At 35.1% G+C, this 15,990-nt stretch carries 14 protein-coding genes; all 14 read right to left on the bottom strand.

Annotation, left to right across the window (positions count from 1 at the left end; all coding sequences use genetic code 11):
* Positions 1-668: 668 nt before the first annotated feature.
* Positions 669-1,349: a glycosyltransferase family 4 protein gene (locus Q1B05_RS15760; protein ID WP_299781918.1), complete on the bottom strand. Its 681-nt coding sequence runs from the start codon at positions 1,347-1,349 to the stop codon at positions 669-671.
* 286 nt (positions 1,350-1,635) lie between these two features.
* Positions 1,636-3,030, bottom strand: a complete 1,395-nt coding sequence (locus Q1B05_RS15765) for an O-antigen ligase (protein ID WP_299781919.1) — start codon at positions 3,028-3,030, stop codon at positions 1,636-1,638.
* Entirely contained in the window at positions 3,030-4,109 is a 1,080-nt protein-coding gene (locus Q1B05_RS15770; RefSeq protein ID WP_299781920.1) for a glycosyltransferase, read from the bottom strand. Before Q1B05_RS15770 ends, Q1B05_RS15765 begins: the two co-directional genes overlap by 1 nt.
* Before the next feature lie 136 nt (positions 4,110-4,245).
* A complete protein-coding gene (locus Q1B05_RS15775) occupies positions 4,246-5,166 on the bottom strand; it encodes an NAD-dependent epimerase/dehydratase family protein (protein WP_299781921.1) in 921 nt (306 codons plus the stop codon).
* Between the two features lie 195 nt (positions 5,167-5,361).
* Positions 5,362-6,507, bottom strand: a complete 1,146-nt coding sequence (locus tag Q1B05_RS15780) for a glycosyltransferase (RefSeq protein ID WP_299781922.1) — start codon at positions 6,505-6,507, stop codon at positions 5,362-5,364.
* Positions 6,504-7,055, bottom strand: a complete 552-nt coding sequence (locus tag Q1B05_RS15785; protein WP_299781923.1) for a serine acetyltransferase — start codon at positions 7,053-7,055, stop codon at positions 6,504-6,506. Before Q1B05_RS15785 ends, Q1B05_RS15780 begins: the two co-directional genes overlap by 4 nt.
* Positions 7,056-7,062: 7 nt before the next feature.
* Complete coding sequence (locus tag Q1B05_RS15790; RefSeq protein WP_299781924.1) at positions 7,063-8,208, bottom strand: glycosyltransferase family 4 protein; 1,146 nt, start codon at positions 8,206-8,208, stop codon at positions 7,063-7,065.
* Positions 8,208-9,635: a hypothetical protein gene (locus Q1B05_RS15795; protein WP_299781925.1), complete on the bottom strand. Its 1,428-nt coding sequence runs from the start codon at positions 9,633-9,635 to the stop codon at positions 8,208-8,210. The genes Q1B05_RS15790 and Q1B05_RS15795 overlap by 1 nt, the downstream gene beginning before the upstream one ends.
* Entirely contained in the window at positions 9,596-10,780 is a 1,185-nt protein-coding gene (gene neuC, locus Q1B05_RS15800) for a UDP-N-acetylglucosamine 2-epimerase (protein ID WP_299781926.1), read from the bottom strand. Before neuC ends, Q1B05_RS15795 begins: the two co-directional genes overlap by 40 nt.
* A 667-nt stretch (positions 10,781-11,447) precedes the next feature.
* Positions 11,448-11,828, bottom strand: a complete 381-nt coding sequence (locus Q1B05_RS15805; protein WP_299781927.1) for an endonuclease domain-containing protein — start codon at positions 11,826-11,828, stop codon at positions 11,448-11,450.
* A 379-nt stretch (positions 11,829-12,207) separates the two neighbouring features.
* Positions 12,208-13,248 carry an N-acetylneuraminate synthase family protein gene (locus Q1B05_RS15810; protein ID WP_299781928.1) on the bottom strand — a complete coding sequence of 347 codons (1,041 nt, stop codon included), beginning with the start codon at positions 13,246-13,248 and terminating at the stop codon, positions 12,208-12,210.
* A gap of 133 nt (positions 13,249-13,381) precedes the next feature.
* Complete coding sequence (locus Q1B05_RS15815; RefSeq protein WP_299781929.1) at positions 13,382-14,059, bottom strand: acylneuraminate cytidylyltransferase family protein; 678 nt, start codon at positions 14,057-14,059, stop codon at positions 13,382-13,384.
* Positions 14,060-14,130: 71 nt separating this feature from the next.
* Entirely contained in the window at positions 14,131-15,048 is a 918-nt protein-coding gene (locus tag Q1B05_RS15820; protein WP_299781930.1) for a PIG-L family deacetylase, read from the bottom strand.
* A 1-nt stretch (position 15,049) separates the two neighbouring features.
* Positions 15,050-15,988, bottom strand: a complete 939-nt coding sequence (locus Q1B05_RS15825) for a sulfotransferase (protein WP_299781931.1) — start codon at positions 15,986-15,988, stop codon at positions 15,050-15,052.
* Positions 15,989-15,990: the final 2 nt, after the last annotated feature.

Here is a 15,990-nt window from a genome sequence, read left to right on the forward strand (position 1 = left end):
AATTAGTGATTTATGGTTGAAAAAACTTTGAGAATCAATAAACATCTAAATATCTGAAAGTAATCCAATGTCATTCCAAGGCACGAGGAATCTATTAGAGCATGTTATCAAAGAAAACAAAAACATAATCTTATACCCAAATGATGATAATAAATCCAATGTCATTCCGAGCCACGAGGAATCCATTAGAGCATGTTCTCAAAGAAAATAAAACATAATCCTATACTCAAATGATGATAATAAATCCAATGTCATTCCGAGGCACGAGGAATCCATTAGAGCATATTCTCAAAGAAAATAAAAACATAATCTTATACCCAAATGATGATAATAAATCCAATGTCATTCCGAGGCACGAGGAATCTATTAGAGCATGTTATTAAAGAAAACAAAACCCTATACCCAAATGATGATGATAAATCCAATGTCATTCCGAGCCACGAGGAATCCATTAGAGCATGTTCTCAAAGAAAATAAAACATAATCCTATACTCAAATGATGATAATAAATCCAATGTCATTCCAAGGTACGAGGAATCCATTAGAGCATATTCTCAAAGAAAACAAAAACATAATCCTATACCCAAATGATGATAATAAATCCAATGTCATTCCGAGGTACGAGGAATCTATTAGAGCATATTAATTAAAAGACATTTCACCAATCATTAACTCAAAACCTCCCGCCACTGCACGTTAACAACATCCCAATCAAAAGCCTCTACTTTCTCACGCGCTTGTTTAGCTAAACGGTTGGCAAGTTCAGGTTGTTCTTGTAAACTAAGAATAGCCTTTATAAAAGCATCAGCATCATTAGGCGGTACCAATATGCCATCAACACCATGGTCAATTAAAAAGGGCATGCCTCCGACGTTGGTAGATACTATAGGTAATCCCAAAGCCATAGCTTCTATCACACTCACGGGCATATTATCAAAGTTCGTGGTATTAATAAACACATTGTAATCTGCAGCCAAAGTAATCCATTCGGCTTTCGTTAACTTCCCTGGCGTTAAAACCGCGACATCTAAAGCTTTTGCATGGGCCTGCACAGTAGCAAGCGACCCATCGGTATCTGGACCTGCCATACACAAACGTGCTTCATAGCCTAAGTCCTGTAATCCTTTCAAAAGATCGACCGCTAAGCAAGGATTATAAATTTCTGAAAATGAACGCACCCATAACAAGCGAATAGGATCTAATTTTCGGACTGTAAACGGATAGTTTTGCAACTGTAAACTATTTGGTATATACACCACATGATCAAACCCATGTTTTATAAACGCTTCTTTTAAATATAACGAAGGAGACACTAACACCTTAGCATGCTTAAAGAGCATACGACTCATTTTTGGATAGTGTGCTAACCGATGCGGTAAATTTCCCCCATGTAAAATGGGAATATAAGGTAAACGCATCAGGCGACAACACTGACTCACAATAACGGCATAGTAAAAATTCTGGGTACTGTAGGTGTCTATTAAGGCATTATCCATACTATAACCATACTTTAACACTGCTTTAACCATAGAGAACACCCGCCCCAGTTTAGATTGTATAGCCGATTTACAAATTACGGTATACCCTTCACGTTCCAAAGCCGCACTAAGGCCTTTCATGTAGGAAACGTTGGTTTTAGTGTTCGATAAGTTGTTTCCTAGATAGAGGACGTTTTTTTTCATGTGTAATATGTAATAATGAGAGCCCATAAATAAAACCTGGCGCAGCAATACGCATGGCCGAGTGGTTAATGGTTGCAAACCAAAAAATTAAAAAAGAATAAAATAACATATTCCCTTTTTGTTTACTCCTATAGGCTAAAGGCGTAATTATTAAAAGTATTAAAATTAGGATACCAAAAATACCATGCTCAGAAAACAAACGACTCACCTCGTTATGGGACGCAATAATTTTACCTTCTTCTTCCAAACGCACCTGTTTCATCCCATTCGCACCTACCCCTAAAAACGGATGCCTTAAAAACCCTTCAAACTCGCGCTCAAACAAGCCGACTCGCCCTGTTGATATATCTGATTTTTCTTCTCCAGTCGCATTCTTATTGGCATACCGGTTTTCTATCATGCCATCGGTTTGGTTCGCGGTAATCATCCAAGTAATAGACACTCCTATACCTAATAAAAATAAAGATCCCAAAATTTGCTGCCGTTTTTTAAAGGTAGACCTACCATACAACACCACAAAAAAACCAATAATCATCATTACCGCTGCAATAACCCCTCCACGACTAAAGGTCACTAAAGCTCTAAAAGAGACCAAGGCCAATAATACCAAATTAAATACTTTTAAAAACACCGTAGGGGACTTTAAAAAAAAACGCACCGTTAAGGCTACCATACCTAATCCTAGTAAACTTGCCACTTGATTAGGCCCAAAGCCTCCAGAGGCTGCAAAATTAGATCCTGTTCCCTTAAGAACGTCTTTAATACTCGGGTTATACAAAAACAAATACACCATCATAGCCAGTACCGGAAAACTCATACAGGCCAAAATTTGCAAGAGTTGCTCTTGGGTCAATTTTTTATCATAGCAATACAAGGCAGAAGCTCCCAAACACACAGGGCCACTGAGTACAAATGCAATAGATTTTCTAAAATTTAAATCGTACCCTAAAGTGGTCGAAGCCACTAATACCGAAGGTACGAGTAAAATAAAATAAATAAAGTAAGGATAACTGTGGTTAGATACCCCAGTAAAAAACATCCCAATCAACACTAGTAAAATAACATAATACTTAGAAAATTCATAAAACAGTCCGCCCCCCGTCATCCGGAATAAAGATTCTGCTGCGGCGATATAAGCACAGCCAAACAACACCCACATCACTTTTTCTCGAGTAGGAGACAGCAGTACTTTACCTATAAAATATAAACAGACAATCGTAAAATACAATTTAGAAAATAACGGGATATAAAAAATCCCTATCCCCACAAACAGGTGCAGCACCACCAACAACACATACAGGTCGTTGGTAAAATGGTATTTTTTTTTATGATATCGATTTAAAACCATTATGAATTATTTACAGCAGTATATATACGTATAACGTCATTTAAAACAGCATCTTTAGAATAGTTATTATTAATATGTAACTTCAAAGTTTCCGCTGATTTTAATCTTTCTGTAGGATTTTGAATAAAATACAATAATGATTCTGCCAAACATTTAGAATCCTTAGCGGGAACAAGTTGTCCATAAGTTACATCTTTCAAAATTTTTTTATTATCCCCAACATTTGTAGCGACTACAGATATTCCTCCTAACCCATATTCTAATAAAGTCATAGGTAGCCCTTCATAATCTGACGATAATACACCAATATCCATTTTAGAAATAATATTTGAAGTATCATAACAAGCATCATATAAAAAAACACAATTTTTTAGTCCTTTATTTTCTATACTCATATTTACAGCATTACTGTAATCATCATTGTACACTTTACCTACCAAATGTAATGACCAATCTGGATAAAGACTATGTACTTGTTTAAAACTATCCAATAATAACAAGTGGTTTTTAGGATATCTTAAATTTGCTAAACATAATATTCGCTTATTTTGCTCTCCCTTAATAATAGTGTTATCCTTACTCAATATAATCATTGGAAAATTACGAACCACTTGTATTTCTAAACAATATAATTCAGTTTGAATCCATTTTTCTAATACTTCATTAACACAAAAAACAGCACTAAATTTTTTAGAACACAATTTTAACAATTTAGGATATACCCCTGTTACATCTGGTCTATTACCATTATGATCATGCCAAACTAATTTTAAATTAATTAGTTTTAATTTTAATAACCATGCTATAAAAAAAGAAGATCCGTGCGCATGAATTATTGTAATATTATTTTCTTTTACAAAACGCTCTAGACGTTTTAAGGCACGAATGTCAATTAAATACTTTCGTTTTAAGAATAGATATTCTACGCTATTAGATATAGCTGATTTTAATGGCCCCTCAGCTCGTGTTACACATATAAATGAATCTATTTCTTTTTCTGCTAAACCATTTGCTAGATTCACTGCCATACGCTCAGCGCCTCCTGCCTCTAAACTATCTATAAGTTGTAATACCCTCAAATCGTGCGTCTTATTTTGGGGTCGAAAATACTAAATTTGTCAAGAACTTACAGCCATTTTATAGTTATTCTTTAGCACATCAAAGCGGCCTGTTCAAGTCTGTAAGCAAAGCTGCATGCTGCAATGGTGTACCCGTTTAAAAGCGATGGTCTATCAAATGCTTTAATCCGGTTTCTAAAGGCGTTAAATCACGCTGTAATACCTGTTTCATTTTGGTGCTATCCGGACAGCGTCTGCGCATATCACCCTCTTTTAAAGCCGGTAAGTGTATAATTTCCGATTTAGACTGAGTTAAAGCAATAATGGTTTCTACCAATTCTAAAATAGTCATTTCTTTATCATTCCCCACGTTTAACACATCATTAATATGTAGTTCTTGTTCCATGGTTTTAATACAGGTTTCTACCGTATCGTCTATATAACAAAACGAACGGGTTTGTAACCCATCCCCATGAATGGTAATGGGGTCACCTTTTAAAGCAGCATGCAAAAAGCGTGGCACTACAAAATCATCACTTTGGTGTGGGCCATAGGTATTAAAAAATCTAAAAATAGTATAAGGCAATCCAAAGGCATCAAAATAAGACTTACAAAATGCTTCCCCTACATTTTTAACGATAGCATAAGGTAATCTCGAATTTAAAGGCGTCGTACTTTCGTGTTGTGGCACCTCAAACGGTTCGCCATACACTTCAGACGAACTGGAATAAAACACCCGTTTTACACCTGAGTGTTTAGATAAAGACAAGATGTTTTTAATCCCCTCTATATCGTCTAACACTTGAATTGGTTGATCTAAGGTGCGTTTTACGCCAACGACTGCAGCAAAGTGAAACACATAATCAAAATGAAACCGTTTAAAAACAGGCTCTACATCCTGACATTGATTAACATCTGCCTCAATAAACGTGACGTTTTTCTGATTAGGAACATGCGCGCGTACACCTGTTAATAGGTTATCTAAAATAACAATGTGATTATTCGGGTTTTTAGCCAAAAGCATAGCTAAACGACTGCCAATATTACCAGCACCGCCAGTAATTAAGATTATAGCCATAGGAGGGTCTTGAATTTTAATATTGTGTTTCTTTATTAAATAGCGCTTTAAAGGTACACATTATATCAAAACATGCAACTTTACAAGTAAAAAGGGTAACATATACTCGTGTATAATAGTAATTTAGAGGTAGTATAATAATGGCAAAAGGCCGTTTTATAATAATAGTAAAATACCATTTCACACCCTGCCATGCTACACCTTACTAACAAATGTCCCAGCCAGCACACGCTTAATATCTGCTTCCATACGGTCGTAAGTATACTGCTGCGACCAGTTTAAGGCATCTTCCGCCATGGTATTCAGGTTTGCGGTCTTAAACACTTGGGTAAAATGATTCACAGCCTGTTCTAAATCTGGAGATACAATAATACCACGTTGGCCTTCCCCCACCATCCATGCCACACAGGACACCGCTGTGGTTACAGGTATACATCCATAAAACATACCTTCCGCAACGGCCTTAGGCCAGCCTTCACTCTTAGAGAGTAGAATATTAAAATGCGAGCTTAACAAAGCAGCCTTCACCACCGTTTTATCTTGATTCCCGTGCATAGTGATACACGAACCTAAATCGTGTGTCGCAATATAATCTTCTAATTCTGGACGTAATGGTCCATCTCCAAACAATTCTAATCGCGCAGGAATGCCCCGAGTATTCAGTTGTTCTATAAACTGAACCGTTAATACAGGCCGCTTTCCAGGTACTAACATCCCTGCAAACACAAATACCAATTCTTGTGTATAATCTTTAGGTTGAAAAGGCACACGCTCGGCATCCCGATAGGTGGCTGAAATAAACGGATATATGTTAGAGGTTTCACCTGGCCAATCCCCATACACCAACACCTTCATATTTCGGGTTAAAAAGGTATTTCGAAGTATAGCTTGTTGCATGCGATAAGCTATAGGCTGATTACTATTAGGATCCCAATTTCCTGCATATTTAGTCGATTTATCTTTCCAAGGAAATAAAATTTGTACAAAACTAGCAATCAAACTCACATTTGCAGGACAACGCAAGTGAATATGATCTGCCCATGCCATAGCTCTAATCATCTGAACGATAACAACAGGCATAAACACTATTGCTTTTAATATGTTTATAATGGTATTAAAAGCAAAAAACGGAATATAATACCGCTCTATAGTATCGGTACTAAAAGGTTTCATTAGCACCTCTTCTGGGTAAGTAAATGGAGAAATAATACGCTGCTCATCTGCATATTTAAACCACAAATCCATTTCATTAACATATGGTGAATAAGACCAATATTTACCTTCTTTTAAAATTGTTGGAGCCAAAGAGACTATCAACAATTTTTTTGTTTTATTATTCATATATACCCTTTTGAATCATGATCATTTATTTTTATTGCAGGCACCCCTAAAACTGTAGTATGACCTAAAACATCTTTTGTAACCAAAGAATTTGCACCTATAACCGCACCATCACCAACTGTAATTTTACCTGCGACTACAGCATGTGCTCCAATATAAACATTATTACCAATAACCGGTACACCACGCTTTTGGTCAATGCCACTCACTCCAATGGTAACCCCTTGGGAGATATTACAATTATCACCAATTACAGCATGTGCATTAATTATTATACCTCCAAAATGCCCTATATAAAACCGCTTTCCTAAAGTTACCGTGTACGGAATAGATATTCCTGTAATAATCTCTACTCCTTTTTGAGTTATAACTCCAAAGCCCAACAATATAGTCTTAAAAATTACTGGAAGTTTTGATTTAAAAATACCATTTAAAATACGATAAACAAACAAAGCCCATAACCCTTGTTGCGTCAATAACAAAATCCCTATGGATTTGCCACTGTATTCTTTATATTTTTGTAAATCTGTTTTAAATGTTTTGAACATACTACTCCTAATTATGACACAACGCCCTGTAGAAATTTAAATTCTCTTCTACAATAACATCTATACTAAAACGATTCATCACCTCTTCTCTCGCGGCTAATCCCAATTCTTGAGCCTGCTCTTTATGATTAAACACCCATTTTATTTTTTCTGCAATATCTTTAGGATTATGTGGATCTGCTAGGAGTCCTGTTTTTAAGTGAGATACAGCCTCAGGACCTGGTCCCGTTGTTGCTCCTACAAATATTTGCCCAGCAGCTAACACTTCTAACCAAGCTAAAGGCATAGCTTCCATATGGCTAGGATAACAACACACTGCTGCTTCTGAAATATATTTAGGAATTCCCTCATTAGGTATCACTCCTAAAAAAGTAATATGCTTTTTTATACCCTTAGTAATAGCTTCTTCTAATATAGGTCTATATGGGGATTTTGTTCCTGGAACCAATGCATCTCGTCCTGCAATATACAAATGAGTTTCAGGAAAGTCTTTTATAAGATACTCTAAAGCTTGAACTAATTGTCTAATCCCTTTTTTCTCAACTATACTTCCTGCAAAAAATATGGAATAGGGTTTATATTCTAGCTCTCCTTTGTAATTAAATTTATCGACATCTACTGGATTATAAATTACTTTTATTGGTACATTACCAAGACCTACAAGATTTCGTGTTGTTTCTTTTACATATTCTGACACAGCTAAAATCTCATCAGCCTTAGCAAAGGATCTTTTCTCCAAATAAACCTGTCTCCATTCTGTAGGACGATTTTCTGCTTTAGTAAAAAAATGATGTCCACCATGCATCCTAATAACATACTTAATGCCTTTTATTTTATTAATCAGTCCTAAACCTAACTCAGCGGTTTCAACAACATCAATAGATTGCTCTTTATGACGTTCTTGTATAGCTCTATTAATAACTTTCGAATTAAAATACCAATCCAATCCTTGTATTCTTTTCCGTGACAAACGACTAACATGAATACCATCAATTAGTTCTTTTTCATCTTTATCTTCATAATTCAACCCCACTACACTCACTTGAATCCCTTTTAAAACTAGCGCTTTTCCCAAAGTTGCTATAAAAGTACCTACTCCTCCATGAGGAAAACCTGGTTTAGGAAATTCGTTGGTTATATAACAGATGTGCATTATAAAATAGTTTTTGCAATTAATGTTGAGTTTTCTTGTATAGGATGACGCACTACAACTTTCATCCAATCTTGACGATCTACCGCTATAGTGTTGGGATCATGTATCGTTTTTAGAACGACACTCGCAATAGCATCTTTGGTATGAATCCATCCTACAGCATCAAGTCCCTTCATGCTTCTAAAATGCTGATACTTATATATGGTCTCTACAAGCCATTCCCCATTTTCAATAGGGTTATAATTTAAATACAAACACGGGGTGTTAAACATGCTAAAATCAAAGGCCATGGTCGATCCTAAGTTTATTACAGTTTCACAATGATATGCCAAACTCACTTGCATAGAGATATCTTCATACTTAGACACATTTCCTGTCCAATTACCGTCTTCTGCGACATGCCATATCGGATCTATAGGAATCATAAAGGACTTAAATCTATTTAAAACAGAATCGTACCGTGTAGAAAAATCGGCAGGACAACGTCTAAAAATCACCTGTATAGTATCTTTATAGTCAGATAAAGCGGCTCCAACATCTTCTAAAAAATTAACATCATAAGGCGAAGTTCTTACATCATCACCACTAAAACAAATCCATTTTTTCTGAGGATCTAAGCCATACGTTTTTGCAAATTGTTCTCGATCTATAACTTTATTTTCATCTAAATAAAAATCAAACTGTGGTGTGCCTACTAACTTAATTTTTGAGTCTTCAATCTCAGGATAATACTGTTTCATTTCTTGTTGCATCCATTCAGACCATACTAAATACTGATCTGCCCACACGCATAAGCGTGCTTTAGGTAAATTATCCCAAGAAAAAATAACCGTATTTACGTTTATTCCCAAGGTTTTAGCGGCAATACATATAGGCATTAAACTAGCTACTCTTTGATGAGTAATAAATAGGGATGTAGCCTCAACAGTCTTTAAATCACCCACATAGGCATCAACGATTGTTTTAGACCAACCTTGCCTGCTTTTCGTTTCATAATTTACAATACGCTTGTAATCTTTAGCTAAGTAGCGCCCAAACTGCATGGCACTTTGATATAAGAGCTTTAATTTTAAGTTTTGTTTTGGAATATTCCAATTGCTTAAAATCGTGGCGTTATTTTGCAAAGCTGTATTACGCAATAAACGCGCATAAGTAGTCGCTTCTCTATAGAACCGCGTTAATACCGGTTCTTTCTTTAAGACTAATTGTTTATAACCAATTTCTATATTATGAAGTTGTTTGACCTCATCAAATACAGACTCAGGTAAAGGAGACCATATGCTCACCATTGCACCTGCTTGGATAAGATGTTTTAAGACATCTGAATATAAATAATTCTTAATGCCCACACCATCAGGTACGACAAATAATACATGTTGCTTTATACTCATAAATCGCGGAACTGTTTTTGGTGATTTAATTCCCATAGTGCAGCCCGGTTAAGACACTCCATAAACAATTGAGCACTATTACCAGAACCAAATTGAGCAGCGACATCCTGTCTTGGCGCGCTATCTATATCACGTAACGCTGTAGTAATAGCCATTTGGGTATAGTCTACATTTATAATATCGCTATACGAAACACGATTTTGTTGTCGGGTTCCAATATTTATAACAGGCACCCCATAATAAGGCGCTTCTCGTACCCCCGCACTACTATTCCCAATAACAAATTGGGCGTGTTTTAATAAAGTTAAAAAGTATTCGAATCGTAAAGACGGAAAAACTTTAAACCTAGAATGCCCCTGTAAGACCTTGTAAACTTTTAAAATATCAGCACTACCTAAATCGTTATTTGGAAAAATAACCACATAATTATGCGTATCAGTCAACAAGGCATCGACCAGATGTTGGGCATAAGTTTCCATGTCTTTAAATTCGGTAGTTACAGGATGAAACATGAGTACTGCATAATCATCAAAAGGAATATCGTAATACGTTTTTACAGTATCTAAATGAGGTAAGTGAGACGAAAACATGATGTCGACATCTGGAGAACCAATCTCAAAAATGGCTTGTTCTAATTCGCCCATTTGTATCAAGCGGCGTTTTGCTTCTGCATTAGAAACAAAATGCACATGACTCATTTTACTAGTGGCATGGCGTAACAGTTCATCTATCGTTCCAGACACTTCCCCTCCTTCAATATGAGCGACTAAAATATTATTTAAACTCCCCACAATAGCACCCGCTAAGGCTTCTACCCGATCTCCATGAATCACAATCATATCTGGCTTACAGGTTTTTACATAATCAGATAAGCCCGTAATGGTTTTAGCTAAAGTAAGATCCATCGTGGTTTCATGCGTATGATTCTCGAACGTATGCAAATTTGAAAACTGACACCGCTCAATTTCAACAAGTGTATACCCATAGGTATGTTGTAAATGCATCCCCGTTACAAACACATAAGGTGTTAAGTTTGGTGCAGTTTCAACAGCTTCAATAAGTGATTTTATTTTACCAAAATCGGCTCGTGTACCTGTAAGAAATAGAATGTTTTTGTTGGTATGTTGGTCTTCCAATGTAGTCTCAGTATGAGTTTTATTTTGAGGGAACAAGATAAACATTTTCGTGTTTTTTCCTAAAGGTTATCCCTGTTTTGATTTAATTTTTAAACCACTAAACAAACTCCCCTCTAGAGAGGGGCCGGGGTGTGTATTGAAAAAACCTGAAAGTCTGTATTAAGAGAAACTGAAGAAATGTATTAAGAAACCAAAAACAAGCATTAATAGAACCAATGCTGTAAATATAAACACCTAAAAAACTCAAACTCAAAAAAAACACACCCCTAACCCCTCTTTAGAGGGGAATATTCATATGTTTTACTTACTCTAATCCTGTTTTAAACCACAAAACAAACTCCCCTCTTGAGAGGGGCTGGGGGTGTGTATTGAAAAAACCTGAAAGTCTGTATTAAGAGAAACTGAAGAAATGTATTAAGAAACCAAAAACAAGCATTAATAGAACCAATGCTGTAAATATAAATACCTAAAAACTCAAACTCAAAAAAACACACCCCTAACCCCTCTCTAGAGGGGAATACTCATATGTTTTACTTACTCTAATCCTGTTTTAAACAACCTTACAATCGCATCTTGAAATGGGAATACACATACCTTTTTTTTAAAACTCCCCTCTTGAGAGGGGCCGGGGGTGTGTATTGAAAAACCCTAAAAGTCTGTATTAAAAAGCCCAGAGGTATACATTAATAAACTAAGGCTATATCCATAACATCTATTTCAACTCATAACCTTCAATATAATCCACTATAGCACGAAGAACACTTTCCATTTGAGTTTTAACCTCATAATCTGTAAACCTTAAAACATAAATCCCCAATTGCTGCATACGCCTATCCTTTATACCATCCTTCTTCTGAACATCTGGACATTCATGAGTAGCACCATCAACCTCAATACCTAACATGAGTTCATAACAAAAAAAGTCTAATATAAAGCGATCAATAGGTTTCTGGCGATGGAAGTCATAGCCTTGCATTTGTTTCCCTTTAAGTTTTAACCATAAATAAATTTCTGCCTTAGTAGAATGATTTCGTAATTCACGAGCATAAGCTTTTAACTTAGGATCATAAGGAATATGTTTTCGTTTTTTCATAAGCATGAACACCTACAACATTGACTATCTTAAAGTTACGATTTTTTTTCAGAAACTTAAACTCAAAAAAACACACCCCTAACCCCTCTCTAGAGGGAATACTCATACGCTTTACTTACTCCGATTCTGTTTTAAACCACAAAACAAACTCCCCTCTTGAGAGGGGCTGGGGGTGTGTATTGAAAAAACCAAAGCTATATCCATAATATCTAAAGATACGCAAACTCAAAAAAACACACCCCTAACCCCTCTCTAGAGGGGAATACTCATACGCTTTACTTACTCCGATTCTGTTTTAAACCACAAAACAAACTCCCCTCTTGAGAGGGGCCAGGGGTGTGTATTGAAAAAACCTAAAGGTGTATATTAAGAAACACAATTATTCCACGTCCTCCCAAGTCATCTGTTCATCACTAGAAATAGCTTTAGTTGCTGTTTTCCCCAACAACGACTCAAAATGTTCGGCCAGAATCTCACCAGTACCCGGACGTTTTACCCAAATATTAGCTTTAGTAAACTTCTCCCCTTTTTTAATGGGTGCAATAGTACAAACGGTCGCAAAAGCAAAATCTATAGTTACTTGTTCTTCTTTGGCTGGTCCTTTCGTTCCACCTCGCATAAGTGCCATTTCAGCACTATCAATAATAAGATCTTGACAAGCCTGCTCGTCCATACTACACACAATATCCGGACCTGTACGCTGCATATGATCTGTAAAATGACGTTCTAAAATACTTGCTCCTAAAGCAACAGCACCTAAACACGCATTATTATTAAGGGTATGATCGCTTAAACCAAAGACTTTATCAGGAAACGCCGCATGTAATTCTTGCATCGCTCCAAAACGTACCAAGTGAATAGGTGTTGGATACAAATTAGTGGTATGCAACAAAGCAACAGACACCTTATATTTATCAAAAATAGCAACAGCTTTTTTCACACTTTCAATGGTATTCATCCCTGTGCTTAAAATAACAGGCTTCCCAAATTGGGCAATATGTTCTAATAACGGGTAATTGTTACATTCACCAGATCCAATTTTATAAGCAGGAATATCAAAGCCGTTTAAACGCTCTGCTGCTGCTCTTGAAAACGGGGTAGAAATAAAAATCATCCCCTTACTTTCAACATAATTTTTTAAAGCCAATTCATCGGCTTCATTTAACGCACAACGTGCCATAATATCGTATATAGAGATATCGGCATTTCCTGGAATCACCTGTTTAGCGGCACCACTCATTTCGTCTTCTACAATATGGGTTTGGTGCTTTACGACTTCAACCCCCGCTCGTGCTGCGGCATCCACCATATCTTTGGCGACTTCTAAAGACCCTTCGTGGTTAATACCGATTTCAGCAATGACTAATGGGGGATAATCTGGACCTATTTTGCGGCCTGAAATTTCTATATATGGATTCATTATTTATAATGTTTGATCTAAGAGGTAAACATAAGAAATTGTTATTGAGATAGAAAAGTTTTTTTAGAACTTGTCATTGCGAACGCAGTGAAACAATCTGATAATAAAATAAACGCACTACTAGTTGCTACGTTCAATTGTTGTCATGATTTATATTCTTTCTCAATAAAAATTCCGCATAATCAAAATCCTCTTGAGTATCTATATCTACTTTAGCATATGGATGACTAACAATAAAAGGCAAGGCATCTTCTGTCATCACATAACCATCACGTATGGCACTCGCTGAGGTAATGTATAACAAGCCATTCTCGTAATATAGAGGTTCAAGATCTTGACTGCGTTGCCCTGGTGTATAATTAAAAGGTACGAAGGTGTTATTGACTATCTTACCTAATTTATCATGATTGCGAGTCACCGTAAAGACACTAGCGTATTTTTTGGTTTTGTATTGCACAAACAGATCTTCAAATAGTGTGCTAGGGCGTAACGGATTTGTGGGTTGTAATAACACCACAGTTTCAATAGTATCATCATTTAACTCACCTAACACATGCTGAACGGCAGTAATAGTGGGCTCTAAATCACCAGATAAAGGTTTAGGTCTATCAATCACTAAAGCACCATATTCTAAAGCGATTTTTTTAATGGTTTCATCATCTGTGCTCACACATACTGTATCTATTTCGGGTTGATTCAGCGCATATTGTATACTATGAACTACTAATGGTAATCCTCCTAAATCCAAAATGTTTTTATTCGGTAATCGTTTAGAGCCTCCTCGAGCTGGTATAATAGCTATCGTTTTCATTTAACAACTTTATAATTTCTGACTTCGGTTATAAGTAAGTGAATATTAATAATATCTTATAAAATTAGAGGTTAATTATTAATTCTTTTTATTATACGAAAACTATTTATGCAAGCTTCATGACCTTTAAACAACTTATTAATATTAGATTTTTCAAAACTACTTTGAAAATCATCATAAGCTTCTACAGGTATTTTAAGATAAGTCTCAATAAATCTTGGTTTATTTGAAACAGGTAAAAAACGAGACCTCCAAGCATCTAATCCTCTTGATAGGTGATCATAACGTTGTGCTTGCATTTGAGAAGGATAAAAATTAATTAAGGTTGCTTTATCATCAATCACATCAGTAATATCTTCATAGAAATTCGCCAATACATCTGTATGTACACCATACAAATAAAGAGGTAAATTCTTATTAGCTACATTTTCAAGAGCTTTGCCAACCATATAAGCACACAAACGATGCTTGGGAGGTTGATCCACTGGCCATACAGTAAATATAGCATCCCAGTCTTCTCTTAACCAATCAGATAATGTTTCAATATGGTGTTTATTTATTTTTAAACTAATATTACTTACACCTAAACTTCTCATCCCAATTTTTAAATAATCACACAAGGTCTCAGCTTCTTTTTTTCTAGTGACTATTGAATGTATAGGATTAGATAATTCAGCTCCATCAGTTAAGAATCCGACACTAATTTTACTCCCTTCATCTACTAATTTTTTAAGTAAACCACCACAACCAATAACCTCATCATCTTGATGAGGTGCTAGAATCAATACTTTTTTTAATTTTTTCTTATCAATTTCTTGAATATCTAAAACCTCTCTAAAGTAATCTAATTGCCAAACCTTTTCTAAAAAATCAATATCAGTTCCTTTAAAAACATTTTTTAACAAGAAATTATAACTCGACTTTTCATTTCTAGACAAATACCTATATTGATATATTGATTCTAATTTATTTATAATTCTTCTAAACATCTTACCAATATCTTAAAGGTCTCCCTATTAAAGTCTCTAGTTCTTCATTATATTTCTTATAATAATCTTGTAAAAATAATTTTACACTTTCATTGTCTAAATTTTTATTATTGTTACGTTTTGAATATTTATAAAAGCCCATAAAATATCTTCTATAAATTTCTCGTTTACTTTTATTTTTAGTCATTCTTACAATAACACCTTCAACTATACGCTCCCAAAGATCAAATATTTTACTTAATATAAGTGTTTTTGCAAAAGCCCTTCTTTCAAGTAATTTTTCTTTATTAGAATGAATAGGGTTAAGTTTTATTAATTCTTCTTGTTTAATTTCCAAAAAATTACAAATTGAGCTAATTTCTACTTCATAATCATTTATTAATTCTTCTAAAATAACAACTTTTACTTTTTCTTTAGGAATATACTTATAAAATTCTTTTATTGATTTTGCATAGCACCCTCGTGCCTTATATTGTAAGTGTAAACGTTCCCAATTTGATAACTCTGTATTATCTTCTCTATCTATAGATCCACGAAAACTTAGTGTTTCACGCCCTTTTGACAGCTCATTAAAATAATGGCTCTCTGCTCGTACTACTGGATTTCTTAAAACAATTAAAAATTTAGTGTTAGGTAAAAATTTAGCAAGTCTTTTATGAGAAGGTTTCCACCATAATAAATCTGCATCTTTTTGACCTAAGAGTTTAGCTTGATCTGGAAAAAGTTTCCAATAATCTAAAATATTATGATAGTCATCCCAATCTTGTAATTTTGAATCACTTGGAGGTTCCTTAGAGAACAATTCTGGTTCAATAAAAAAATCAAAATCAGAAATATTTAACATTGCTATTTCAGAATGTTTACATAATAAATCATAGAGTGTAGTAGTTCCTGATCGTCTTTCTCCAACTATAATAAAATGTGGTTTATTTATTTTCATAT

Source organism: uncultured Formosa sp., assembly GCF_947500765.1.
Lineage (GTDB): Bacteria > Bacteroidota > Bacteroidia > Flavobacteriales > Flavobacteriaceae > Formosa.

Excerpts from the sequence above, each read along its gene's own strand:
- Q1B05_RS15820 (WP_299781930.1), bottom strand. The coding sequence starts at position 15,048 with ATGTTTAGAAGAATTATAAATAAATTAGAATCAATATATCAATATAGG.
- Q1B05_RS15825 (WP_299781931.1), bottom strand. The coding sequence starts at position 15,988 with ATGAAAATAAATAAACCACATTTTATTATAGTTGGAGAAAGACGATCA.
- Q1B05_RS15795 (WP_299781925.1), bottom strand. The coding sequence starts at position 9,635 with ATGGGAATTAAATCACCAAAAACAGTTCCGCGATTTATGAGTATAAAG.
- neuC (WP_299781926.1), bottom strand. The coding sequence starts at position 10,780 with ATGTTTATCTTGTTCCCTCAAAATAAAACTCATACTGAGACTACATTG.
- Q1B05_RS15790 (WP_299781924.1), bottom strand. The coding sequence starts at position 8,208 with ATGCACATCTGTTATATAACCAACGAATTTCCTAAACCAGGTTTTCCT.
- Q1B05_RS15810 (WP_299781928.1), bottom strand. The coding sequence starts at position 13,248 with ATGAATCCATATATAGAAATTTCAGGCCGCAAAATAGGTCCAGATTAT.
- Q1B05_RS15765 (WP_299781919.1), bottom strand. The coding sequence starts at position 3,030 with ATGGTTTTAAATCGATATCATAAAAAAAAATACCATTTTACCAACGAC.
- Q1B05_RS15805 (WP_299781927.1), bottom strand. The coding sequence starts at position 11,828 with ATGAAAAAACGAAAACATATTCCTTATGATCCTAAGTTAAAAGCTTAT.
- Q1B05_RS15760 (WP_299781918.1), bottom strand. The coding sequence starts at position 1,349 with ATGAGTCGTATGCTCTTTAAGCATGCTAAGGTGTTAGTGTCTCCTTCG.
- Q1B05_RS15815 (WP_299781929.1), bottom strand. The coding sequence starts at position 14,059 with ATGAAAACGATAGCTATTATACCAGCTCGAGGAGGCTCTAAACGATTA.
- Q1B05_RS15780 (WP_299781922.1), bottom strand. The coding sequence starts at position 6,507 with ATGAATAATAAAACAAAAAAATTGTTGATAGTCTCTTTGGCTCCAACA.
- Q1B05_RS15785 (WP_299781923.1), bottom strand. The coding sequence starts at position 7,055 with ATGTTCAAAACATTTAAAACAGATTTACAAAAATATAAAGAATACAGT.
- Q1B05_RS15775 (WP_299781921.1), bottom strand. The coding sequence starts at position 5,166 with ATGGCTATAATCTTAATTACTGGCGGTGCTGGTAATATTGGCAGTCGT.